Below are 23,260 nucleotides of genomic sequence, written 5' to 3'. Positions count from 1 at the left end.
GACCGACCCGGAGGTTCCCCCCATGACCAGCACGACCGAGATCCTGGCCGCAGCGGCCCGTACGTCGCTGCACGCCCCCTCGGTGTTCAACACCCAGCCGTGGCGCTGGCGGATCGCCGGCGACACGATGAGCCTGTACGCCGACCGGTCCCGCGCACTGACCGCCACCGACCCCGAGGGCCGCCTCCTGCTGCTCAGCTGCGGCGGGGCCCTGCACCACGCGCGCGTGGCGCTGGCGGCCGCGGGGGCGCACGCCGCCGTGGAACGCTTCCCGGAGCCCGGCGAGCCCGACCTGCTCGCCCGCGTCACGTTCACCGGCCAGCGGCCGGCCGACCCCGAGGCGAAGCGGATGGCCGCGGCTGCCGGGCGGCGGCGCACCGACCGGCGCGCGTACGGCGAACGCCCGGTCACCGATCTCCAGCTCAGCGGCCTGCGCCGGGCCGTCGAGGCCCAGGGCGCCTACCTGCACGTCGTACGCCCCGACGAGGTGTACCTGTTCGCGGCGGCCACCGACGTCGCCGGCGAGACCCAGCGCACCGACCCGGCGTACCGGGAGGAGCTGCGGCAGTGGACCAACCGCCCGGCCGGCTCCGGTGACGGGGTGCCGGCGGCCACCGCCGTCGAGCCGGCGCTGCGCCGCGTGCCGGTGCGCGACTTCGCGCCGGAGGGCGAGGCGGGCCTGTCGGCGGGGCCGGGGCACGACGCCGGCGCCGCGTACGTGATCATCTTCGGTCTCAGCGACCGGCCGGCGGACGTGCTGCGCGGCGGCGAGGCCCTGTCGGCGCTGCTGCTCGCGGCGACCGCCGAGGGCCTGGCGACCGCACCGCTCAGCGACAGCATCGAGGTCGACTGGCCCCGCCACCTGCTGCGCCGCCTGCTCTCCGACGTGGGCGAGCCGTACGTGGCGGTCCGGCTCGGGTACGCCGACGACACCACCGAGCTGCCGGCCGCCCCGCGGCGGGACGCGGCGGACGTCATCGAGGTCGAGGGCTGACATGGGCTACACCGAGAACGATCTGTACGCCGCGGCCGCGGCGGGCATCCGCGCGCCGTCGCTGCACAACTCACAGCCGTGGCGCTTCCGGCTGCGCGACGGCGCTATCGAGGTCCTCGCCGACCGCTCCCGGCAGCTGGAGATCGCCGACTCGGCCGGCTGGGCGGTGCGGATCGCGTGCGGCGCGGCCACGTTCAACGCCCGGCTGGCGCTGGCGGCGCTGGGCCGGCCGGCCGAGGTGGACCTGCGCCCGTACGGCGACCTCGTCGCGCGGCTCACGCCGGGCCCGGAGCGGCCGCCGACGTACGCCGAGGCGGACCTCGCCGCCGCGATCCCCCACCGGTTCAGCAACCGGAAGCCGTTCTGGCCCGACCCGGTGCCGTCGGAGGCCCGCATCCGCCTGATCGAGGCGGCCCAGATCGAGGGCGGCTGGCTCGACCTGCTGGTGGGCATGACCGCGCTGTCCGGTTTCGCCGAGATCGCCCGCAGCGCCGACCGGGTGCTGCGCCGCGACCCGGCCTACCAGGCGGAGATGATCGGCTGGACGCACGCGGACGCCGCGCCCGACGGCGTACCGGTGACCGCCGGCGCGCCCGCCGGCGAGCCGCAGGACCTGCTCCCCCAGCGTTCCTTCGCGGACCGCCCCCGGGGCTCGGGCCGCGACTTCGAACCGGAGCCGCTCGTGGCGGTTCTGGGCACGCCGGCGGACCGGCCGGTGGACCAGCTCGCGGCCGGGCAGGCGTTGCAGCGGGTGCTGCTGACCGCGACCGACGCCGGGCTGGCCAGCTCGATGATGTCCCAGCCGATCGAGGTGCCGGCCGCCCGCGAGCACCTGCGCCGCTCGTTGCGCCGCTCGGGGGTGCCGCAGATCGCGCTGCGCCTCGGCTTCGGCCAGCCGGGCCGCCCGACCCCCCGCCGCGCGGTGGAGGACGTCCTGGACTGATCCGCGGCCCTCGCCCCGCCGCCGGACCCTCACCCCACCACCGGACCGCGCCGCCCGCCGGCTGCGGCTTCAGCCTGCGGATCGCACGTCGCGGTGGTGGTCCGAGAGCGCCTGCGTCATCCCGGCCAGGAAGCGGTGCACCGTGGCCAGCTCCGCGTCGTCGAAGTCCGCCATGACCTCGTCCGTACGCTCGCCGAGCGGCCGGAAGAACTGCATCGCCAGCACCATCCCCGGCTCGCCGTAGCGCAGATGCACGACCCGGCGGTCGGCGCTCTCCCGGGTCCGCCGCAGGTGCCCGGAGCGTTCCAGGCGGTCGATCGCCGCCGTGGTGGCGCCCGACGACAGCCCCAGCGCCTCGCCCAGCCGGCCCGGCGTGAGCGGGTCGCCGCGCCCCTCGGCGTGCATCACCGCGATGAGCGCCTGCAGGTCGGTCGGGTGCAGGCCGTGCCGCTGGGCGAAGGCCTGGCCGACGTGCTGCGCCTCGACGCTGTACGACCGCATCAGGTTGACGATCTCCTCACGGAGCCGATCCCGCTCCGACTCCCGCGCCCGGTACACGCGCTCAGTGTTGCAGACGGCGGCGCCCTGGGTAACAATCTCGATGGTCGAGATACTTCATGGCGGAGGAATGATGCGGACGCTCACCGGACGGCTCTCTGCCTGGCTCGTACTCCTGGTGGCCCTCTTGGCCGCCGGCGCGGTCATCGGCACCTCAGGGGCCGCACGCACGTCGAACGACCCGACCGCGACGCTGCCCGACGGCGCCGAATCCACCCGGGTGGCCGCCGTGCAGCGGCAACTTCCCTCCGGGCAGGAGAACCCGGCGCTCATCGTCTACAGCCGGGACGGCCGGCCGCTGACCCCCGCGGACACGACGAAGATCACAGCGGACGCGAAGCAGCTCCGCGCCGCGGGACCGCCCGTGTTCTCCGACCGGCGCGACGCCGCGACCATCGTGGTGCCGCTCAGCGCCGGCCTGCCCGCCGACGAGCTCATCTCGCGGGTGAAGCAGCTGCGCGAGCAGGCCCGCGCCGGGCTCCCGGACGGCCTCACCGCCCAGGTCACCGGCGGCGCCGGGTTCTCCGCGGACATCGCCGACAGCTTCACCGGCGCCAACACCAACCTGCTGATCGTGACCGTCGTCGTCGTGGCGCTGCTGCTGCTGATCACGTACCGCAGCCCGCTGCTGTGGCTCGTACCCCTCGCTGTCGTCGGTCTGGCCGACCGGGTCGCGAGCGGGCTGGTCGCCGTGCTGTCGCGGCACACCGACCTCACCATCGGCGACTCCACCGTCGGCATCGTCACCGTGCTCGTGTTCGGCGCCGGCACCGACTACGCGCTGCTGCTGATCTCCCGCTACCGGGAGGAGCTGCACCGGCACGAGGACCGCCGGGAGGCGATGCGCCGGGCGCTGCGCGGCGCCGGACCGGCCGTGATCGCCAGCGCCGCCACGGTGGTGCTCAGCCTGCTCACGCTCCTGCTCGCCAGCCTCGGCGACACCGTCGCGCTCGGCGTGACCGCCGCGCTCGGCATCGGCGTGGCCGCACTCTTCGCGCTCGTCGTGCTGCCGCCGGCGCTCGTGGTCTGCGGCCGCGGCCTGTTCTGGCCGTTCATCCCGCGGGTCGGCGACGAGCTGTCGCACCGGCTGTGGTCCCGCGTCGGCACCGGTGTGGCACGCCGGCCGGGCCTGGTCACGGCGCTGTCCATCGTGGTGCTCGCGGTCTGCGCGGCCGGCATCCCCGGCACCCGGCTCGGCCTGTCGCAGACCGAGCAGTTCCGCGTCCAGGCGGAGTCCGTCGACGGCCTCGAGACGCTGAGCAGGTCGTTCCCGGCCGGCGCGGCGGACCCCGCGGTCGTGATCGCCGCCCCGGCCAAGGCGCAGGAAGTGCTCGCCGCGGTCTCCGCCACCCCGGGCGTCGCCCAAGCCCGCATCGCCGAGCAGACCCCCACGGTGGTCCGGATCGACGCGGTGCTCACGACCGCGCCGGACACCCCGGAGAGCTATCAGGCCATCCGTACGCTGCGCAGCACCGTCCACGCCGTACCGGGCGGCGACGCGCTCGTCGGTGGCAGCGTGGCCACCGCCCTCGACAACCGGGACGCGTCCCGCGACGACCTCAGGGTGATCGTCCCGGTCATCCTGCTCGTGGTGCTGCTCGTGCTCGGCGTGCTGCTGCGCGCGGTGGTCGCGGCGCTGCTGCTGATCGCGACGGTCATCGCCAGCTTCGCGGCCGCCCTCGGCGCCGGATCCTGGCTGTTCCGGCAGGTCCTCGACTATCCGGGCCTGGACAACCAGGTGCCGCTCTTCTCGTTCCTGTTCCTCGTCGCGCTCGGCGTCGACTACAACATCTTCCTGGTCACCCGGGCCCGGGAGGAGGCGGCGCACCGGGGCACCCGGGACGGCATGATCCAGGCCCTGGCCGCGACCGGCGCGGTGATCACCAGCGCCGGCATCCTGCTGGCGGCGGTGTTCGCGGTGCTGGGCGTGCTGCCGATCATCACGCTGACCCAGATCGGCGTGATCGTGGGCCTCGGGGTGCTGCTGGACACACTGCTGGTGCGTACGGTCCTCGTCCCCGCCCTGGCCACCCTCCTGGGCGACCGCTTCTGGTGGCCGGTGCGCCCGCGCCGGCGCGAAGCCGCGGCCGAGCCGGACCGGGTTACGGCGGTGACCGGATGAGCGGTGCCGGGACGGGCCCGGCCGCGGTGGAGCGCATGCTGGCCCAGGCGTTCGACGGCCTCCCCGCCTCGCTGGCCGGGCCGTGCCGGCGGCTGGCGCTGGCCGGCGGGAAACGGCTGCGGGCCTCGCTGGTGCTCACCGTTGCCGGCGATGCGGCCGCCGCGGTCCCGGCCGCCGCCGCGGTCGAGCTGCTGCACCTGGCCACGCTCGTGCACGACGACCTGCTCGACGACGCCCCGGAACGGCGCGGGGTGCCCACCGTGCACGCCGCCGAGGGCGCCGGCACCGCCGTGCTGGCCGGTGACGTCCTCATCGGACTCGCCGGCCGGTACGCCGCCCGGGCCGGCGTGCACGCCGCCGCGCTGGCGAGCGACGCGCTGGTGGACCTGTGCGCCGGTCAGGCCCTCGAGGCCGCCCACCGCCACGATCCCGGCGTCACCGCCACCACCGCGCTGCGCATCGCCGAGCTGAAGACCGGCACGCTCATCGCCACCGCGTGCGAATTGGGCGCCGCCGCCGCCGGCCGGAACAGTGACGGGCTGCGCGCGTACGGATTGGCGTTCGGCATCGTCCTGCAATTGCTGGACGACCTGCTGGATCTGCTCTCCGACGACGAGACGTACGGCAAACCCACGGCCGCCGATTTCGCCGCCGGAACGGTGACCCTGCCGGCCGTCCACACGCTCGCCGCCGAGCCGCGCCTGCGTGACCTGCTGCGTCCCGGCCTCACCGCCGCCGAGCGCGACACCGCCACCCGCCTGCTCCGGCGCGGACCGGGCATCGCCGAGACGCTGCGCACGATCGACGAGCTCGTCGACCAGGCCACCCGCTTCCGGCCGGACCTCGCCGACCTGCCCCGCGCGTACGCCGAACGCCAGCTACGGTTGATCTCCCCGCGCCATCGCGGCCTGATTCCGGAGAAAAATCCGGCCCGGCGGTGAACCCCCGGCATCGTCCGTTCGGATGATGTCCGCGGTTCTCGGCGGATCACATATTTCTTCTTTAATTCGCGCCTAAGAATGCCTCAAGAATCTGGCGTCACATGGCTTTCCCCGTTCCTGGCTCTTACCGTCTGGGAGCCAGCTCAGAAGGGGGCCGGAAACGGCGTCCGCAGACCTGCGAATGGTTGCGGACGATGAGCGAGAGACTACAGAAGAGGTATCACCCATGCGAAGGTCGTCTTACCGCCGGGCCGCTACCCGCCGGGGTCCCGACCGTCGTGTCATCGCCGCCGTCGCGGCCCTCGTCGTGGGCGGCGGGGTCGTCGGCATCACCCAGATCTCCAACGCCGACGAGACGAAGGTGGCGGCGTGCGCTCCCGCGGCCGCGACCCCGTCGCCGGCGAACGCGAAGGCGGCCACCGACCCGCGGGTCGGCACGTACACCGACAAGGACGGCGACGTCCAGCACAAGGGTGACGGCCAGCTCGCGAAGGGCGAGCAGAAGCCGGCGCCCGAGCCGGCCGGTGAGTGCAAGGACGGCGCCACGATCAAGAAGACCGTCAACGGCCTGGAGATCACCACCGACACGTGCGAGGACAGCCGGCTCACCCCGCACGACGGCTTCCAGAACGGCAACCGCTGCGTCTCGACCGAGTTCGGCGAGGTGGGCGAGGCGGCGAAGAACCCGACGCTGCTGATCACGGACTCCCCGCGCGAGGTCGAGGTCGGCCAGCCGTTCACGCTGAAGGTCAGTACGCGCAACCTGGTCCGCGACCGCTTCCTCGCGGCCGGGCAGGGCGGCTACTACGTGGAGAGCTCGGTGCTGACCGCCGAGGGCCTCGTCCGCGGTCACTTCCACACCGCCTGCCGGATGCTGCAGAGCACCAACGAGGCGGTCGACCCGGCCCCGGTACCGGCGTTCTTCGTGGCCACCGAGGACAAGAAGGGCGGCGCCCAGCCCGACACGGTGACGATCCAGGTGCCGGGCCTGCCGCAGGCGGGCATCGCCCAGTGCGCCTCGTGGGCCGGCGACGGCTCGCACCGCGTCCCGATGATGCAGCGCGCCAACCAGACCCCCGCGATCGACGCCGTCCGCGTCACGGTCCGCGGTGGCGGCGACAACGGTGACAACGGCGGCGGTGGCGACAACGGCGGTGACCAGGGCGGCGACCAGGGTGACAACGGCGGGAACCAGGGCGGCGGGCAGGACCAGCCGACCACTCCCCCGGCCGACAACGGCGGCAACCAGGGCGGCGACGGCAACCAGGGCGGCGACAACACCGGTGGCGACAACGGTGGCGACGGCAACCAGGGCGGCAACGGCGGCAACGGCGGTGACCAGGGCGGGAACAACGGCGGTGACCAGGGCGGCGACAACGGCGACGGCCAGGGTGACGGTGGCACGAAGCCCGGCGCGACCGCGACGCCCAAGACCGAGACCGGCACCACCCCGCCGAAGTCCCCGACCGTGAGCCTGCCGCCCCGTAACGGCGGCGGCAGCGACAGCGACAAGGACGACGAGGACACCCCCGCGACCGCGAAGCCGGTACGGACCACGACCGCCCCCGCCGAGGAGGACGAGGACGAGTCGCCGGCGCAGAACGTGACCGGGCGTACCGCCAAGCCGAAGCCGACCAGCTCGACGAAGGCGGCGGTGGCGGCCGGCACGGACGACGGCGCGCCCGACGAGCCGGCCGCGGCGCAGGACACCGAGGTGGCCGACGTCCAGGCCACCGGCAGCAACCGCCTCGCGCTGACCGGCGCGAACGTCATGACGATCAGCCTCGGCGGCGCGGTGCTGATCCTCGCCGGCCTGCTGGTCCTCAGCGCCACCCGGCGCCGGCGGGCGGAGGCCGACCGCGACTGAGGCGTACGCGCAGCACGACGGCCCGGGTCGGCATCGACCCGGGCCGTCGTCCGTCCCCGGCCTCAGTCCTCGCCGTCGACGGTCACGCCCTTGCCCGTGGTGCTGCCACCCTCGTCACCGCCGGCGTCCAGCGTCGGGCCCTTGCCGGTGCCCTCGTTGCCGGGGTCGTCCCCCTCGGCGCCGGGATCGGTTGCCGTCGGCCCCGCCCAGCCGGCCACCGCGGCGTCCTCGTCCGGTACGGCCTTCGCGTCTTCTGTCGACATGGCTCCCCCGTTCTCGTCGGTCCTGCCTGGTGGATGTCGCGGCGGGCCGCCGTGATACCGCAACCGGCCGTACGGGCGTCCGATGAGGACATTGAGCCCATGGCCGGGGCGTCCCGCCGCCCGGTAGGTTGCGCCGCATGGAGGCATTCGATCAGCTCGCGGAGCTCTACCAGGGCGAGCACAGCCACAACCCGCACCAGGCCGCGCTCATCGCGAGGATCGACGCGCTCGCGCCGGCCGGAGCGCCGGTGCTGGACCTCGGGTGCGGGACGGGCGTGCCGACCGCCCAGGTGTTCAGCGGTTCGGGGCGCCGGGTGGTCGGGGTGGACGTCTCGGAGGGCATGCTGCGGCTGGCCCGCGAGCAGGTTCCGGCGGCCGAGTTCCTGCGCGCCGACATCCGCGAGCTCCCGGACGACCTGGGCACGTTCGGGGCGGTGACCGCCTTCTTCTCGCTGCTCATGCTCAGCCGCGCCGACATCGAGAAGACGCTCGGCCGGATCCCGGGCTGGCTGCAGCCGGGCGGCCGGCTGGGGATCGGCATGGTGAACCTGGACGCCGACAGCCTGCCCGTGGAGTTCCTCGGCGTGCCGGTCACGGTCTCCGGCTACCCGCAGGACCTGCTGGCCGAGAAGCTGACCGCCGCCGGCTTCGAGGTGGAGAGCATCGAGACGGTCGACTTCGTCCCGGCGGGCGGCCCGCCCGAGAGCCAGATCTTCGCCCTGGCCAAGCTCCGGGACTGAGCCGCAGCCGCCGGGCACCCGCCCGGCAGCCCGCCGGCGGCGGTCAGCGTACGGCGTCGGCGACGGCCTGGCGGGCCAGCATCTCGGTGACGGCGTCCGGGGCTCCGGGGCGGCCGAAGAGGTAGCCCTGGCCCTGGTCGCAGCCGATCTGCCGGAGCCGCAGCCACTGCTCGTCGGTCTCGATGCCCTCCGCGACCGTCTGCAGCCGCAGCGCCTGCCCGAGGCCCACCACCGCGTTCACCAGCGCCACGTCGTCCGCGTCGGTGTCGACCTGCTCCACGAACGTACGGTCGATCTTGATGATGTCGACGGGCAGCTGCTTGAGGTAGTTGAGCGAGCTGTAGCCCGTACCGAAGTCGTCGATGGCGAGGCGGACGCCGAGGCCGCGCAGCGCGCCGAGGGTGTCGATCGCGGCCGCGACGTCCTCCATCAGCATCGATTCGGTGATCTCCAGGGTGAGCAGGCCGGCCGGGATGCCGGCGTCGGCGATCGCCGCGGCCACGTCCGCGACCAGGCTGTCGTCCTGGAACTGCCGGGCCGACAGGTTGACGTTCATCCGCAGGTTCGCCGCCTCCGGCGTCTCGCGGCGCCAGGCGGCCAGCTGCCGGCAGGCCTGCCGCAGGACCCACCGGCCCAGCGGCACGATCAGGCCGTTGGCCTCGGCGCTCGCGATGAAACGGTACGGGCCGAGCAGCCCCTCCCGCGGGTGCTGCCAGCGGACGAGCGCCTCGACGCCGGTCAGGCGCTGGGTGTTCATGTCCACGACGGGCTGGTAGTGCACGACGAACTGCTCCTCGGCGAGACCGCGTTCCATGTCGACGCGCTGCTGCGCCTCCTCCAGCACCGACCGGGACATGGACGGGTCGAAGACCGCGTACGCGTTGCGCCCGGCCCGCTTGGCGGCGTACATGGCGAGGTCGGCGTCGCGCAGCAGGTGCTCGGCGGGGCGGGTGCCGCCGGCGATGCCGATGCTCAGCGAGCAGGTGAGCTCGCGGCTGGCGAGGCGGATCGGTTCGCGCGCGGCGCGCAGGAGCCGCTCGGCCAGCGCCACCGCGGACGGCTCGTCGATGTCCTCGACCAGGACGGCGAACTCGTCGCCGCCGAGGCGGGCGAGGGTGTCGCCGGGGCGCATCTCGCGGCGCAGCCGGTCGGCGACGGTGGCGAGCAGCTCGTCGCCCAGGCTGTGCCCGAGGTCGTCGTTGACCAGCTTGAAGTCGTCGAGGTCGATGAGCAGCACCGCGACCTCGGTGTCGAGCAGCCCGGCGACGGCCTTCTCCAGCCGGTCGCGGAAGAGCGTGCGGTTGGGCAGGCCGGTGAGCCGGTCCGTGAAGGCCTGGTGGCGCAGCTGCTCCTCGAGGGCCCGCCGCGTACCCATGTCGCGCAGGCTGATGACCGCCGAGCGCAGGTCCGGGTCGTCGACCCGGTTGGTGCCGATGACGTCGAGGTGGACCCAGCTGCCGTCGGCGGCGAGCATGCGGACCTCGGTGCGCGAGGTGTGCCCGGCCGGGGCGGCCCACAGGGCGTGCAGCCAGTCGCGGGCGGCCGCCATCTCGTCGGGGTGGATGATCTGCCCGAGCAGCTGCCCGGTGAGCTCGGCGGGGCGGCGGCCGAGGATGGTCCGCAGGGAGCTGCTCGCGTACCGGACCTTGTTGTGCACGTCGATGGCGAAGACCGCGTCGGAGGACGCCTCGAGCAGCAGTTCCGTCCGGCGGTCCGTGGAGCGCCGCCGCTCGTCGAGGGTGCGCCGGCTCTGGGCGTTGATCGCGCACACCACCACGACGCTCGCCATGATCGCGGTGAGCGTGACGATCGACAGCGGATCGGCGGTGGTCTGCGCGGGCAGCAGCACCGCGTACCCGGCCATCGCGGCGATGCCGATGCCGAGCACGACGGCCGGGCCGTAGAGGGCCGCGGCGAGCACCAGCAGCAGCGCCACGCACGGGATGTAGGCCATGTGCCCGTCGACGTCGGTGACGCCGAAGAACCACACCGCCGGCAGCTCGGCGACCCACCACAGCACCAGCCAGCGCCGGGTCCGTTCGCTGCGCACGAGCCGGTTCCACGGCAGCCGGAACGCGACCAGCTGCAGGACGGCGGCGACCAGCATCGGCAGCACCCACCACCGCAGGTCGCTGGGCCAGTCGACCGCCACGCGGAACGAGCCCAGCATCGTCACACCTGCGGCGATGGCGGCGCCGATACGGAGCTGGCGCGCCCAGTATTCCGCGGTGTGGTCGTCGATCTCGGCGGGTTGCACGGGGTGTCCATCGGCGGGTGCACCCCGGTTGTGAGACTTTCGGCACCCCGTGGGCCGGGCGGGCCGGTGCCGCGGCCCGCCCGGCGTCCGGCTACCCCACGCGGTCCGCGACGAAGCCGGTGGCGTCGGCGCGGAACCTGGCGTAGTCGAGGTGCGCCGCGAGGCTGGTGCCGCCCTGGCAGAAGCGGTCGTTGCGGTTGCAGAACGACTGCGTACGCGCCGCGAAGGCGTCGAGCCGCCCGGCGCCGCGGCTGAGGATGCCGTTGCGGGTGCCGTCGGTGACGTTGAAGTCCTCCCCGGCGGTGAAGGTCGGGTCGCCGAAGAGCAGCACCGCCGCCACCCGGCCCGCGAGGTTCGCCGGGATGGCCGGCTGCCCCGCCGCCCGGCCGCGCACCGAGCGCCCGGCGAGGGCGTCGCCGACCACGTTCGCGCCCTGCGAATAGCCCATCAGGACGAACTGCGTGTCTTTGCACGCCGCCGCCGTACGCCGGACGCCGGCCGCGAGCGCGGTGACGCCCTGCTGGACGCTCGCGGTGTAGTTGAAGTTCGCGGGGTAGTCCAGCGCTGTGGTGCGTACGGTCTGCGGCACGGCGCGGGTGATCTGCTGGGCGAGCGGCGTCAGCACCACGCCCAGCCCGGGCCGCTCGGTGGTGCCCCGGGCCCCGATGATCTCGACGTCGGGGCAGGCGTTGCCGGGGGCCTGCGCGGCGAACGTCAGGGGCGCCACCACGAGACCGGCGACGCCGACCGCCCCCGCTGCGACGATTGTGAGTACTGTGCGTAACCGCATTCCGCCATCCCTTCGAAGCCGACACTTCCTGCACCCGGTACGCAGAAAAGGCCTCGGACGACGGCGGACGTTGGTTTTTTCACATCACGTGCACAATTGAACCGGGTGGCGAACCGTCACGCATCGAAGTCGATGACGACCTTCGGCGCCGACGGGGTGGACTGGCAGGTGAGCACGTACCCGGCGGCGACCTCGGCCGGTTCCAGCGCGAAGTTGCGGCGCATCGTCACCTCGCCCTCCACCACCCTGGCCCGGCACGTGCCGCACACCCCGCCCTTGCAGGCGAACGGCAGGTCGGGGCGGCTGAGCTGGGCACCCTCGAGGATCGTCTGGCCGGCCAGGACCGGCAGCGTCGTCGACCGGCCGTCGAGCACCACGGTCACCTCGCTGCCCGGCCCGGACGGCTGCCGGTCGGGGCGTACCGGCTCCGGCGGCGCCTCGTCCACCCAGAACAGCTCGCGGTGCAGGCGGTCGGCCGGCACGCCGAAGCCGCCGAGCACGTCGGTGGCGTCGCTGACCATCCCGTACGGCCCGCAGAGCCACCAGTGGTCCACGGCCGGCACGTCGATCAGCGCGGGCAGCAGCGCCCGCAGCTTGGCGGCGTCGAGCCGGCCGTTGAACAGCTCGACCTCCCGCGCCTCGCGGGACAGCAGGTGCACGAGCTCCAGCCGGGACGGATGGGCGTCCTTGAGGTCGGCGAGCTCCTCGGCGAACATGACCGTGTCGGCGCGGCGGTTGCCGTACAGGATGCTGACGGTCGCCTTCGGGCCCTGCAGCAGCGACGCGGCGATCGACAGCACCGGGGTGATCCCCGAACCGGCGGCGATGAGCACGTGCCGGCCGCCCGACTGCAGGTCCGGGGTGAACGAGCCGGTGGGCGGGGCGACGTCGATCTCGTCGCCCGGCCGCACGTCGTGCACCAGCCACGACGACACCACGCCGCCGGGCACCTCGCGGACGCCGATGCGCGGGGCGGTCCCGGCCGGCGAGCAGATCGAGTACGTGCGGCGCTCGTCCGAGCCGCCAGCCGTACGGCGGACCGTCAGCGCCTGGCCGGGACGGAACGCGTACCGGCCGGCCAGCTCGCCGGGAACGTCGAAGGTCACCGCGACGGCGTCGGCGCAGAGCCGTTCGACGGCGGCGACCCGCAGCGGGTGAAACTCGCGGACCACCACGTCAGATCTCCTTCACGTGCTCGAACGGCTCCCGGCAGGCCGGGCAGCGGCGCAGCGATCGGCACGCCGTCGCGCTGAACGCGGCGATCTCGTCCGTCGCCGCGTTCCCGCAGTGCGGGCAGGGGATGTCGCGCCGCGGCGCCCCGAGGGTGAGCGGCACCGGGCCGGACGGGCGGCGCGGGGCGGGACCGGGCGGCGAGATGCCCGCGGCGGCGAGCTTGGCCCGGCCCGCCTCGGTGATCCAGTCGGTGGTCCAGGCCGGGCTCAGCGCGGTGCGCACCTCGACGCGCGGATAGCCGGCCTCGCCCAGGGCGCGGACCAGGTCGTCGCGGATGGTCTGCATGGCCGGGCAGCCCGAGTACGTCGGCGTCACGGTCACGACGACCCCGTCGGGGAGCTCCTCCACCTCGCGCAGGATGCCCAGGTCGGCAAGGGTCAGCAGGGGCAGCTCCGGGTCGGTGACCCGCGCGGCGACCGCGGCGGCCGTCACCACACGCCGCCCGGCGTCGACCGCGCCACCGCCTGCAGCTCGGCGAGGATCTCCGCCAGCGCCTCCGTGTGCCCGGCCTCCCGGCCCGGCGCGCTCGCGGGGACGGTGGCCGGACGCAGGGTGGCGGCCTGCAGCACCTGCCCCCACACCGCGTCGACCTCGTCGCGCAGGGTGGACGGTTCCACCGCCACACCGGCACCGGCCAGGCTGCGCTCGACGCCGGACACCGCGAACAGCTCGGCGGTCAGGGGCAGCACCGCGTCCACCGCGGCCTGCATGCGCTCGTGGGACACCGGGGTGCCGTCGCCGAGGCGTACGACCCACTGGGCCGCGTAGTCCCGGTGGTACGTCACCTCCTTGACGCCCTTGGCCGCCACGGCCGCCAGCACCGGGTCCGCCGAGGCGGTCAGCCGGTCCAGCAGCGCGAGCCGCCAGGCCGAGAAGGCGAGCAGCCGGGCGACCAGGTGCGCGAAGTCGGCGTCGGCGAGCTCGGCCAAGCGGACGTTGCGGAACTCGGTCTCGCCGCGCAGATAGGCGAGCGCGTCCTCGTCCCGCCCGGCGCCCTCCACCTCGGCGGCGCGGCTGAGCAGGAGCCGGGCCTGCCCGAGCAGGTCCAGGGCGATGTTCGCGATGGCGAGCTCGTCCTCGAGCTCGGGGGCGCGGGTCACCCACTGCTGCAGCCGGTGCGACATGATCAGCGCGTCGTCGCCCAGCATCAGGCAGTACGCGGCCAGCTCCGCGCCCGGCACGCCCGGCGGCACCGCGGTGTCCACCCCGGCGAGCGGGTCGGTGAAGCCGGTGCCGTACGCCCACCGGGTGTCGTCGTCGTGGTCGGTCAGTGCCTCGTACGCCGCGTCGAAGGACATGGTGGCCGCCTCAGATGTGCGGTACGGAGTCGGGGATGGAGTAGTACGTCGGGTGCCGGTACGCCTTGTCGCCGCTCGGCGCGAAGAACGCCTCCTTCTCGTCCGGACTGGACGCGGCCACGTCGTCGGAGCGCACCACCCAGATGCTGACGCCCTCGTTGCGCCGCGTGTAGAGATCACGCGCGTGCAGCAGGGCCATCCGGTGGTCCGCGGCGCGCAGCGAGCCGACGTGCACGTGGTTGAGGCCCCGCTTGGCGCGGACGAACACCTCGAACAGCGGCCACTCGTGCCGGATGTCCTGCTCGCTCATGCTGCGTCCCATTGGCATGCCCTCCTGGCCCTCACCGTCACGGCCGTCGCCGACCGCCGGCACGAGAGGTTCGGTGCGGTCGGTCATGCCGGGATCCCCATCTGCTTCTTCGCGTGCGCGGCGGCTGCCTCGCGGACCCAGGCGCCGTCCTCGTCGGCCCGGCGGCGGCGCTCGATGCGCTGGGCGTTGCACGGGCCGTCGCCCGAGATCACGCGGGACAGCTCGGCCCAGTCGGGCGTACCGAAGTCATAGCTCCCGCGCTCGGCGTTCCAGCGCAGCTCCGGGTCGGGCAGGGTCACGCCGAGCGCCTCGGCCTGCGGGACGGTCATGTCGACGAAGCGCCGGCGCAGCTCGTCGTTGCTGTGCCGCTTGATCTTCCAGGCCATCGACTGCGCCGAGTTCGGCGAGCGGTCGTCGGGCGGGCCGAACATCATCAGCGACGGCCACCACCACCGGTTCACCGCGTCCTGCACCATGTCCCGCTGGGCCTGAGTGCCGCCCATCATGGTCAGCAGCAGCTCGTAGCCCTGCCGCTGGTGGAACGACTCCTCCTTGCAGATGCGGATCATGGCTCGCGCGTACGGGCCGTACGAGCTGCGGCACAGCGGCACCTGGTTGCAGATCGCGGCGCCGTCGACGAGCCAGCCGATGACGCCCACGTCGGCGAAGGACAGCGTCGGATAGTTGAAGATCGACGAGTACTTCTGGCGCCCCTCGATGAGCCGGCGGGTCAGGTCCCCGCGGTCCGCGCCGAGCGTCTCGGCGGCCGAGTACAGGTAGAGCCCGTGGCCGGCCTCGTCCTGCACCTTGGCGAGCAGGATCGCCTTGCGCCGCAGCGACGGCGCCCGGGTGATCCACTCCCCCTCCGGCTGCATGCCGATGATCTCGGAGTGCGCGTGCTGGGCGATCTGCCGGATCATCGTCTTGCGGTAGCCGTCCGGCATCCAGTCCCGCGGCTCGACCCGCTGATCCCTCGCGATGGTCTCGGTGAAGACCTCTTCGCCGGTCATGACGCCTCCCAGGAGTAGAAGCCCTGCCCGCTCTTGCGGCCGAGCTCGCCGCGCGCCACCTTGTCCCGCAGCAGCCGCGGCGGCGCGAACCGGTCGCCGAGCTCGCGGTGCAGGTGTTCGGCGATGGCCAGCCGTACGTCGAGGCCGACCAGGTCGGTGGAGCGCAGCGGGCCCATCGGGTGCCGGTAGCCCAGCTCCATCGCGCGGTCGATGGACGCGGCGTCCGCCACGCCCTCCTCGAGCATGCGGATCGCCTCCAGCCCGAGCAGCACGCCCAGGCGGCTGGTGGCGAAACCGGGCGAGTCCCGTACGACGATCGCGGTCTTGCCCAGCGCGCCCGCCCACCCGGCCGCGGCCTCCCCGACGGCCTGGGCGGTCCGCGGACCGACGACGATCTCGACGAGCTCGCTGGCGGGCACCGGGTTGAAGAAGTGCATCCCGACGAACCGCCCGGGCCGCAGCAGCCCTTCGGCCAGCCCGGCGATCGACAGCGAGCTGGTGTTGGTGCTCAGCACGGCGTCGTCGCCCACGACCTTCTCGGCCGCCGCGAGGACCTGCGTCTTCAGCGACGCATCCTCCGGAACGGCCTCGATCACCAGCTCCGCGTCGGCCGGCAGGTCGCGGGTCAGCTCGACGCGGCCGAGGACGGTGGCGGCGTCCTCGGTCAGCTTTCCGCGCTCGGCGGCCCGGTCGAGCCCGGCCCGGATCCGGGCGCGCGCCGCGTCGGCGTCCGGCTCGACGACCGTCACGACCGCTCCCGCGACCGCGAAGACCTGAGCGATGCCCGCGCCCATCCGGCCGCCGCCGATCACCCCGACGCGCTTCGGTACGCCGCTCATCGCCGCTCACCCGCCAGGAACGCGTCCATCCGCGACCGCTTGTCCTCGGACTCGAACAGGATCGCCTGCGCGAGGTCGTCGGTGACCGGATGACCGCCGGGCGCGTCGGCGACCAGCTTGGTCAGCCGCAACGCCAGCGGACCCGAACGGGCCATCCGGTCGAGCAGCGCGTGCGCCCGCTTGAGCAGCTCACCCGCCGGCACGACCTCGGCGACCAGCCCGAACCGGTACGCGTCGTCCGCGTCGAGCCGGCGCCCGGCCAGCAGCACCTGCTTGGCCACCGAGGCGCCCACGAGCTCCCGCAGCCGCCAGCACGCGCCGGCCGCCGCGAGGATGCCCAGCCCCGGCTCCGGGTTGCCGAACACCGCCGCGGGCGAGGCCAGCCGCACGTCGCAGGCGTACGCGAGCTCCGCGCCACCGCCGAGCGCGTACCCGTCGACCGCGGCGACCGTGGGCAGCGGCAGCCGGGCGATCCGGTCGAACAGCCGGCTGTTGATGCCCTGCAGCGCCTGGTCGCGCCCGCGTTCGCGCAGCTCGCCGATGTCCGCGCCGGCGGCGAAGGTGCCCTCGGCGCCGGTGATCAGCAGCAGCCGGGGCCGTTCCTCGAGGTCCGCGCAGACGTCGTGCAGCTCGCGGATCATGGCCGCGTTGATGGCGTTGCGGGCCTCGGGGCGCCGCAGCGTGACGACCACCCGGCCGGCGTGCTCCTCGACCGCGAGAGTGGCTCCCATCAGACGCGCTCCACCAGCATGGACACGCCCTGCCCCACGCCGACGCACAGGGTCGCCAGGCCGCGGCGGGCGTTCTCGCGCTCCATGCGGCCGAGCAGCGTCACGGTGAGCCGGGCGCCGGAGCAGCCCAGCGGGTGCCCGAGGGCGATCGCGCCGCCGTCGGCGTTGACCCGCTCCTCGTCGAGCTTGAGCCGGCGGATCACCGCGAGCGACTGCGCGGCGAAGGCCTCGTTGAGCTCCACCGCGTCGAGGTCGCCGGCCTGCCAGCCGGCCCGGGCCAGGGCCTTCTCGGTCGCCGGTACCGGGCCGAGGCCCATGACGTGCGGCTCGACGCCGGCGCTCGCGCCCACGACGATGCGGGCGCGGGGCGTCAGGCCGTACCGTTCGACGGCCTCGCCGCTGGCGACCACGACCGCGGCCGCGCCGTCCGACAGCGGCGACGACGACCCGGCGGTGACGATCCCGCCGTCGCGGAAGACGGTCCTGAGCTTCGCCATCTTCTCCAGGCTGCCGCCGCGGCGCGGTCCCTCGTCGCGGGTGACCTCGCCGTCCTTGACGGGGACCGGCACGATCTCGGCGTCGAAGCGGCCCGCGTCGATCGCCGCGACGGCCCGCTCGTGGCTGCGCAGGGCGAACGCGTCGCTGTCCCCGCGGGTGATGCCGTCGAGCGCCGCGACCTCCTCGGCCGTCTCCCCCATCGACAGCGTCTGGCCGGCGCTGAACCTGGGGTTGGTGAAGCGCCAGCCCAGCGAGCTGTCCACGACCTCGCCGGGACGGGCCCACGGGGTGCCGGGCTTGGCCATCACCCAGGGCGCCCGGGTCATCGACTCGACGCCGCCGGCCACCACGACGTCGGCCTCGCCGGAGCGGATCGCCCGGGACGCGGAGATGATCGCGGTCAGGCCGCTGGCGCACAGCCGGTTGACCGTGTAGCCGGGCACAGTGTGGGGCAGGCCGGACAGCAGCGCGGCCATCCGCGCGACGTTGCGGTTGTCCTCGCCGGCCTGGTTGGCGGCGCCGAGCACGACCTCGTCGATCGACTCCCCGGGCACGCCGGCCCGGCGGACGGCCTCGCCCACCACGAGCGCGGCGAGGTCGTCGGGACGGACGCCGGCCAGCGCGCCGCCGTACTTGCCCTGCGGGGTACGGACGCCGCCGACCAGGTACGCCTCAGGCATTGCTCTCCTCGCCGATGTGGTGCCGCGACTGCAGGGTGAAGAACCGCCCGGTGATGTACGCCGGGTCCGTCAGCGAGGCCGTCGCGGCCGGGTTGGCGCCGGTGCCGTGCAGGTCGCTGAACGCGGCGGTCTGGTTGACGAAGACGCCGCCCGTCAGGTTCTGCGAGAGGTGCACGCCGGCGTCCAGTGCGGCCTCCCGCGCCGCGGCGAGGACGTCCTCCGAGGTCGAGTACACCGACGCGGTCAGCGCGCCGTGATGGCGCACGGTCTCGGTGAACAGCCGCAGGCTGTGCTCGGTGGACTCGGTGGTGATGACGAACGACACCGGACCGAACCACTCCCGCGTGTACGTCTTCTCGTCCGAGGCGTCGAGGCGCACGATGACCGGCGTACGGATCGTGGCGCCGGGGAACTGCTCGTCGGCGACCTCGGCGGACGGGTGCAGCACGCCGGGCAGCGAACCGGCCTCGGTGACCCGGGCCAGCACGCCGTCGTTGACGATCGCGCCCAGCGTGCCGGCGGCGCGCTTCGGGTCGCCGAGCAGCTTGCCGACCGCCGCGGCGAGGTCGGCACCGAAATCGGCGGGGCTCTTGCGACCGGCGTCGGTGTCGATGCCGCCGGCGGGCACGAGCAGGTTCTGCGGGGTCGTACACATCTGCCCGCTGTAGAGCGACAGCGAGAACGCGAGGTTGCGCAGCATCCCGCGGTAGTCGTCGGTGGAGTCGACGACGACGGTGTTCAGGCCGGCCTTCTCGGTGTAGACGACGGCCTGCCGCGCGTTGGCCTCCAGCCAGTTGCCGAACTCGCTCGAGCCGGTGAAGTCGACGATGCGCACGTCCGGGTGGGTGGCGAGGGTGGCGGCGATGCCGTCGCCGCGCTCCTCGACCGCGAGCGTCACGAGGTTCGGGTCCTGCCCGGCCTCGGTGAGCACCTCGCGGGCGACCTGCACGGTGATGGCCAGCGGCAGGACCGCGCCGGGGTGCGGCTTGACGATCACCGGGTTGCCGGTGACCAGGCTGGCGAACAGGCCCGGGTAGCTGTTCCAGGTCGGGAAGGTGTTGCAGCCGATCACCAGCGCCACGCCGCGGCCGACGGGCGTGCTGGTCTTGCTCAGCCGCAGCGGGTCGCCGCCGCGCTGCGGCTTGGCCCAGGTGGCGGTGGCGGGCATGCGGGTCTGCTCGGCCAGCGCGACCGCGACGGCCTCCAGCCCGCGGTCCTGCGCGTGCGCGCCGCCGGCCTGGAACGCCATGACGAACGCCTGCCCGCTGGTGTGCTGCACGGCGTGCGCCATCTCGAAGATGCGCGCGTTGACCCGCCGCAGGATCTCGGCGGCCACGCCCGCGCGGGCGTGCGGCCCCACGGCCCGCCAGGCCGGCGTCGCGGCACGGGCGGCGGCGATCAGGTCGCCCGGCTCACCCTTCGGATAGCGGATGCCCAGCTCGATCCCGTACGGCGAGCGCTCGGTCGACACGCTCGTGGTCGCGCCGGGCACCTCGATCGGGAAATCCTTGCCGAGCAGCGCCTGGAACGCCTGCTCACCGGCGGGCGCGGCCTGCTCGCCGTAGACGGACTTGCTCGGCGACTCCGGGTACGCCGACCAGTGGTCCCGCGTCGCGGCGGCCTCGATCGCCTTGTCCAGCAACTCGCGGTGCGTCTCGTAGAACTCGGCGGGGCTTGTCACCGGCGCTCCTTTGCGATTGGGTGTCACTATTATTTACCGTCCGTTCGGTCGGTTATCAAGACCCGGGGTTACTCATGGCACACACCGCGGCACACGACATGTTCGCGCGCGACACGGCGTCCCAGCGGCTCGGGATCGAGCTGATCTCCGCAGGTCAGGGCGCCGCGGTCGTCCGCATGACAGTCACCGCGGAGATGGTGAACGGCCACGGCATGACCCACGGCGGGTACGTGTTCCTCCTCGCCGACACGGCGTTCGCGTGCGCCTGCAACACCCACGGCCCGGTCACCGTGGCGGCCGGCGCGGACGTGACGTTCCTGCGCCCGACAGCCGAGGGCGATGTGCTGGAGGCCCGCGCCACCGAACGCTCGACCAGCGGGCGCAGCGGCATCTACGACGTCACCGTCACCCGCGACGGCGATGTGGTGGCCGAGTTCCGCGGCCGCAGCCGCATGATCAGCCCCGGACGGCCCGCGTGAGCGACGCGGCGACCCGGGGCCGCCGCGGGCGCCCGGGGCACGACCTGGACGCCGTGCTCACCGCCGCGGTCCGTCTGTTCAACGAACGGGGCTACGACGCCACGAGCATGGACGACCTCGCCCGGGCGCTGCGGATCACCAAGTCGAGCATCTACCACCACGTCCGCGGCAAGGAGGAGCTGCTGCGGCTCGCCGTCGGGCACGCCCTCGACGGCCTCGACGAGGCGATGACCCGGGTCCGCGACCTGACCCCCGCCAGCGCCCTCGAGCGGCTCGAGTCGCTCATCCGGCTCAGCGTGCTCGTGCTGGCCGAACGGCTCCCGTACGTGACGCTGCTGCTGCGCGTACGCGGCAACACCGAGGCCGAGCTCGAGGCGCTGGAACGCCGCCGCCTCTTCGACCAGGAGGTCACCACGCTCGTCAAGCAGGCCCAGGCGGAGGGCTCGATCCGCGCCGACGTGGACCCCGCCACCGCCGCCCGCCTGCTTTTCGGCATGGTGAACTCACTCATCGAGTGGTACAGCCCCTCCCGCGGCGGCGCCGCCGAGCTGGCCGCCACGGTGGCCGCGATCGCCTTCGACGGCCTGCGTACGCGGCCCGCCTGAGAGGAGAACGACGATGCAGGATCGCACCCCTCGGCCCGAGGACCTCGAGCCCGTCGAACGCGCCTCGGTCGACGAGCTCCGCGAGCTGCAACTCGAGCGGCTGAAGTGGTCGCTGCGGCACGCGTACGAGAACGTGGCGCCGTACCGGGCGATGTTCGAGGAACGCCAGGTCCACCCCGACGACCTGCGCGAGCTCGGCGACCTGGCGAAGTTCCCGTTCACCGACAAGGCCGTGCTGCGGGCCAACTACCCGTACGGCATGTTCGCCGTGCCCCGCGACCGGATCGCCCGCCTGCACGCGTCGTCCGGCACGACCGGCCGCCCGACGGTCGTCGGCTACACGCTCGAGGACGTCCGCGTCTGGGCCCGCCTCATGGCCCGCTCCATCCGCGCGGCCGGCGGCCGGCCCGGCGACCGGGTCCACGTCGCGTACGGGTACGGCCTGTTCACCGGCGGCCTGGGAGCCCACTACGGCGCGGAGGAGCTCGGCTGCACCGTGATCCCGGTGTCCGGCGGCATGACGGAACGCCAGGTCATGCTGATCAAGGACTTCGAGCCGGACATCATCATGGTGACCCCCAGCTACATGCTCGCGATCGTCGACGAGATGCGCCGCCAGGGCGTGGACCCCCGCGCCACGTCGCTCGCGGTCGGCATCTTCGGCGCCGAACCGTGGACGCAGGAGCTGCGCGCGGAGATCGAGCAGGAGGTGGACCTGCACGCGGTCGACATCTACGGGCTGTCCGAGGTGATGGGTCCCGGCGTGGCGATGGAATGCGTGGAGACCAAGGACGGCCTGCACGTCTGGGAGGACCACTTCCTCCCCGAGATCATCGACCCGCTCACCGGCGAGGTCCTCCCGGACGGCGAACTCGGCGAGCTCGTCTTCACGTCCCTGACCAAGGAGGCGATGCCGGTCGTCCGCTACCGCACCCGGGACCTGACCCGCCTCCTGCCCGGCACGGCCCGCCCCATGCGCCGCATCGAGAAGATCACCGGCCGTACGGACGACATGATCATCCTGCGCGGGGTGAACCTGTTCCCGACCCAGATCGAGGAGCTCATCGTCCGTACGCCCGCGCTGTCCCCGCACTTCCAGTGTGTGCTGAGCCGATCGGGACGCCTGGACGAGCTGACGGTGAAGGTGGAACGGCGGCACGGGGTCACGCCCTCGGCGGCGGAGGAGGCGGGGCGGCAGCTGGCCGCGCTGGTGAAGAACACGGTCGGGGTGAGCGTGACGGTCGAGGTGATCGAACCGGACGGGGTGGAACGCTCGATGGGCAAGATGCGCCGGATCGTGGACCAGCGGCCGAAGCCCTGACCTCGGCTCCTGCTGCGGCTTCCGGTAGCGGCGTACCGTCGCCGCATGCAGAAGCCCGACCTCAGCGAGGAGCAACGTGCGGCCGCAGCTCGGGTCGCCGCCATGGTCGACCGCGTCTCCGCCGGCGGCCCGGCGTCCGATCCCGCCTCGGCGCTGCCCGCGCTGCGGGCCATCAGCCGGGACCCCGTCGTGCTCGGTGACGCCCTGGGTGACTACCTGCACCGGGTCGTCGCCGGCCCGCAGTCCGACACGATCCGATACTGGCCGGCGCTGGAACTGCTCCGAGCCGCCGGCGCCGACGAGGAGCGGGCCGCGGCCAAGGCGGCGTGGCTGCGCAGCCGGACGACGACGTAGGCCCTGCGCCCGGTCAGCCGGCCGCGACCACGGGCTGCCGGAGGATCGTCCGGAGCTTGCCGGGCGCGACCCTTCGGGCGTCGCTCAGGTAGATCTCGTGGTGGCGACCGGTCATCCGGAACCCGTTGCCCGGGATGTACTCGTGGTGCATCCGCGCCAGCACCTCGGCGTCCTCGTCGTACGGGCCGATGTGGAGGGTCTGCACGCAGCGGCCCTCGGACAGCGCTTGCAGGCGAACATCCCCCAGACGCCCGGGCCGGTTCCCGGCCCCGAGCCGCTCGACGTCGGCCGACATCATGGCCTGCTCGATCCAGTCCGGCACCATGATCATGAGCGTCCAGTGCCATCGCGACTTGTCCCGGACCGTCGTGAACGAATCCATGTCATCGGCCCACCACAGGCCCTCCAGGGGCATCACGACATAGTCGCGCCCGAGGGTCCGCTTGCTCGCGAACTTCAGCCCGTACGCCAGCGGATAGAGCGCCTCCGCCGCGTCGGCGAACGCCCGGCCGTGGTTGGGGTCGCCGTGTCCATCGACCATGAGGTACTGCAGGTCGGGCACGTCCACGACCGCGAACGAGCCCTGCCGCGCCCGGTACGCCGCGATGTCCTTCTTGAAGTCGACCTTTTCCGTCATCGCCCACCTCGACCACGTCGTGTCGTCAAAGGTAACGCCGGTCACCGCCACGGGTGCCGTCTCGTCGCGGTGTCGGCGAAGTCGCCCGCGTCACAGTGGGCGGCCCGCC

24 protein-coding genes are annotated in these 23,260 nt (G+C 73.6%); 10 read left to right on the top strand and 14 right to left on the bottom strand.

Annotation, left to right across the window (positions count from 1 at the left end):
• Positions 1 to 22: 22 nt before the first annotated feature.
• On the top strand, positions 23 to 994 hold the full coding sequence (locus IT780_RS00550) for an Acg family FMN-binding oxidoreductase (RefSeq protein ID WP_199509350.1): 972 nt from the start codon (positions 23 to 25) through the stop codon (positions 992 to 994).
• Position 995: 1 nt separating this feature from the next.
• Positions 996 to 1,937 carry an Acg family FMN-binding oxidoreductase gene (locus IT780_RS00545; protein ID WP_199509349.1) on the top strand — a complete coding sequence of 314 codons (942 nt, stop codon included), beginning with the start codon at positions 996 to 998 and terminating at the stop codon, positions 1,935 to 1,937.
• Positions 1,938 to 2,006: 69 nt separating this feature from the next.
• Here IT780_RS00545 and IT780_RS00540 read toward each other — a convergent pair whose 3' ends face one another.
• Positions 2,007 to 2,495, bottom strand: coding sequence for a MarR family winged helix-turn-helix transcriptional regulator (locus tag IT780_RS00540; RefSeq protein ID WP_199509348.1), 489 nt, complete (start codon positions 2,493 to 2,495; stop codon positions 2,007 to 2,009).
• A gap of 73 nt (positions 2,496 to 2,568) precedes the next feature.
• Here IT780_RS00540 and IT780_RS00535 point away from each other — a divergent pair, with 73 nt between their 5' ends.
• The 3 genes from IT780_RS00535 to IT780_RS41450 all read left to right on the top strand — a co-directional run bounded on the left by IT780_RS00535 (position 2,569) and on the right by IT780_RS41450 (position 7,425).
• Complete coding sequence (locus IT780_RS00535; RefSeq protein ID WP_233412028.1) at positions 2,569 to 4,617, top strand: MMPL family transporter; 2,049 nt, start codon at positions 2,569 to 2,571, stop codon at positions 4,615 to 4,617.
• Positions 4,614 to 5,558 carry a polyprenyl synthetase family protein gene (locus IT780_RS00530; protein ID WP_199509346.1) on the top strand — a complete coding sequence of 315 codons (945 nt, stop codon included), beginning with the start codon at positions 4,614 to 4,616 and terminating at the stop codon, positions 5,556 to 5,558. Before IT780_RS00535 ends, IT780_RS00530 begins: the two co-directional genes overlap by 4 nt.
• Before the next feature lie 226 nt (positions 5,559 to 5,784).
• Complete coding sequence (locus tag IT780_RS41450; RefSeq protein ID WP_233412027.1) at positions 5,785 to 7,425, top strand: hypothetical protein; 1,641 nt, start codon at positions 5,785 to 5,787, stop codon at positions 7,423 to 7,425.
• Positions 7,426 to 7,487: 62 nt separating this feature from the next.
• On the opposite strand, the gene IT780_RS00520 is transcribed toward IT780_RS41450, so the two are convergent.
• Entirely contained in the window at positions 7,488 to 7,688 is a 201-nt protein-coding gene (locus IT780_RS00520; protein WP_199509345.1) for a hypothetical protein, read from the bottom strand.
• A 137-nt stretch (positions 7,689 to 7,825) separates the two neighbouring features.
• Between IT780_RS00520 and IT780_RS00515 the strand changes: the two genes are divergently transcribed.
• Positions 7,826 to 8,428 (top strand): class I SAM-dependent methyltransferase, encoded by a 603-nt coding sequence (locus IT780_RS00515; protein ID WP_199509344.1) that lies wholly within the window; start codon positions 7,826 to 7,828, stop codon positions 8,426 to 8,428.
• 43 nt (positions 8,429 to 8,471) lie between these two features.
• Here IT780_RS00515 and IT780_RS00510 read toward each other — a convergent pair whose 3' ends face one another.
• The 11 genes from IT780_RS00510 to paaN all read right to left on the bottom strand — a co-directional run bounded on the left by IT780_RS00510 (position 8,472) and on the right by paaN (position 19,755).
• The gene (locus IT780_RS00510; RefSeq protein ID WP_199509343.1) at positions 8,472 to 10,685 is read right to left on the bottom strand and encodes a putative bifunctional diguanylate cyclase/phosphodiesterase; all 2,214 of its coding nucleotides are present in this window, start codon (positions 10,683 to 10,685) and stop codon (positions 8,472 to 8,474) included.
• A gap of 91 nt (positions 10,686 to 10,776) precedes the next feature.
• On the bottom strand, positions 10,777 to 11,475 hold the full coding sequence (locus tag IT780_RS00505) for a cutinase family protein (RefSeq protein ID WP_199509342.1): 699 nt from the start codon (positions 11,473 to 11,475) through the stop codon (positions 10,777 to 10,779).
• A gap of 116 nt (positions 11,476 to 11,591) precedes the next feature.
• Positions 11,592 to 12,650, bottom strand: coding sequence for a 1,2-phenylacetyl-CoA epoxidase subunit PaaE (gene paaE, locus IT780_RS00500; RefSeq protein WP_199509341.1), 1,059 nt, complete (start codon positions 12,648 to 12,650; stop codon positions 11,592 to 11,594).
• Position 12,651: 1 nt separating this feature from the next.
• A complete protein-coding gene (gene paaD, locus IT780_RS00495; protein WP_199509340.1) occupies positions 12,652 to 13,143 on the bottom strand; it encodes a 1,2-phenylacetyl-CoA epoxidase subunit PaaD in 492 nt (163 codons plus the stop codon).
• A complete protein-coding gene (gene paaC / locus IT780_RS00490) occupies positions 13,137 to 14,006 on the bottom strand; it encodes a 1,2-phenylacetyl-CoA epoxidase subunit PaaC (protein ID WP_199509339.1) in 870 nt (289 codons plus the stop codon). Before paaC ends, paaD begins: the two co-directional genes overlap by 7 nt.
• A 10-nt stretch (positions 14,007 to 14,016) precedes the next feature.
• Entirely contained in the window at positions 14,017 to 14,316 is a 300-nt protein-coding gene (paaB, locus tag IT780_RS00485; RefSeq protein WP_199510015.1) for a 1,2-phenylacetyl-CoA epoxidase subunit PaaB, read from the bottom strand.
• Positions 14,317 to 14,399: 83 nt separating this feature from the next.
• Positions 14,400 to 15,326 (bottom strand): 1,2-phenylacetyl-CoA epoxidase subunit PaaA, encoded by a 927-nt coding sequence (paaA, locus tag IT780_RS00480; RefSeq protein WP_199509338.1) that lies wholly within the window; start codon positions 15,324 to 15,326, stop codon positions 14,400 to 14,402.
• Entirely contained in the window at positions 15,323 to 16,165 is an 843-nt protein-coding gene (locus IT780_RS00475) for a 3-hydroxyacyl-CoA dehydrogenase family protein (protein ID WP_199509337.1), read from the bottom strand. The genes paaA and IT780_RS00475 overlap by 4 nt, the downstream gene beginning before the upstream one ends.
• Entirely contained in the window at positions 16,162 to 16,896 is a 735-nt protein-coding gene (locus IT780_RS00470; RefSeq protein ID WP_199509336.1) for an enoyl-CoA hydratase/isomerase family protein, read from the bottom strand. Before IT780_RS00470 ends, IT780_RS00475 begins: the two co-directional genes overlap by 4 nt.
• Positions 16,896 to 18,074: a thiolase family protein gene (locus tag IT780_RS00465; protein WP_199509335.1), complete on the bottom strand. Its 1,179-nt coding sequence runs from the start codon at positions 18,072 to 18,074 to the stop codon at positions 16,896 to 16,898. The genes IT780_RS00470 and IT780_RS00465 overlap by 1 nt, the downstream gene beginning before the upstream one ends.
• Complete coding sequence (gene paaN, locus IT780_RS00460; RefSeq protein ID WP_199509334.1) at positions 18,067 to 19,755, bottom strand: phenylacetic acid degradation protein PaaN; 1,689 nt, start codon at positions 19,753 to 19,755, stop codon at positions 18,067 to 18,069. The genes IT780_RS00465 and paaN overlap by 8 nt, the downstream gene beginning before the upstream one ends.
• 74 nt (positions 19,756 to 19,829) lie before the next feature.
• Between paaN and paaI the strand changes: the two genes are divergently transcribed.
• The 4 genes from paaI to IT780_RS00440 are packed head-to-tail and all read left to right on the top strand — an operon-like array spanning position 19,830 to position 22,514.
• Positions 19,830 to 20,234, top strand: a complete 405-nt coding sequence (gene paaI / locus IT780_RS00455; protein WP_233412026.1) for a hydroxyphenylacetyl-CoA thioesterase PaaI — start codon at positions 19,830 to 19,832, stop codon at positions 20,232 to 20,234.
• Positions 20,231 to 20,839, top strand: a complete 609-nt coding sequence (locus IT780_RS00450; protein ID WP_307830978.1) for a TetR/AcrR family transcriptional regulator — start codon at positions 20,231 to 20,233, stop codon at positions 20,837 to 20,839. The genes paaI and IT780_RS00450 overlap by 4 nt, the downstream gene beginning before the upstream one ends.
• Positions 20,840 to 20,852: 13 nt before the next feature.
• Positions 20,853 to 22,160, top strand: coding sequence for a phenylacetate--CoA ligase PaaK (gene paaK, locus IT780_RS00445; RefSeq protein WP_199509333.1), 1,308 nt, complete (start codon positions 20,853 to 20,855; stop codon positions 22,158 to 22,160).
• Between the two features lie 45 nt (positions 22,161 to 22,205).
• Positions 22,206 to 22,514 (top strand): hypothetical protein, encoded by a 309-nt coding sequence (locus tag IT780_RS00440; RefSeq protein WP_199509332.1) that lies wholly within the window; start codon positions 22,206 to 22,208, stop codon positions 22,512 to 22,514.
• Positions 22,515 to 22,527: 13 nt separating this feature from the next.
• Here IT780_RS00440 and IT780_RS00435 read toward each other — a convergent pair whose 3' ends face one another.
• A complete protein-coding gene (locus tag IT780_RS00435; protein ID WP_199509331.1) occupies positions 22,528 to 23,151 on the bottom strand; it encodes a GyrI-like domain-containing protein in 624 nt (207 codons plus the stop codon).
• Between the last annotated feature and the right edge of the window lie 109 nt (positions 23,152 to 23,260).

Origin of the sequence: Nucisporomicrobium flavum (assembly GCF_016464385.1) — a bacterium.
Taxonomy (GTDB): domain Bacteria; phylum Actinomycetota; class Actinomycetes; order Mycobacteriales; family Micromonosporaceae; genus Actinoplanes; species Actinoplanes flavus_A.
The sequence above is the reverse complement of the archived record's forward strand: the minus strand, read 5'-3'. Positions and strand labels throughout refer to the sequence as shown.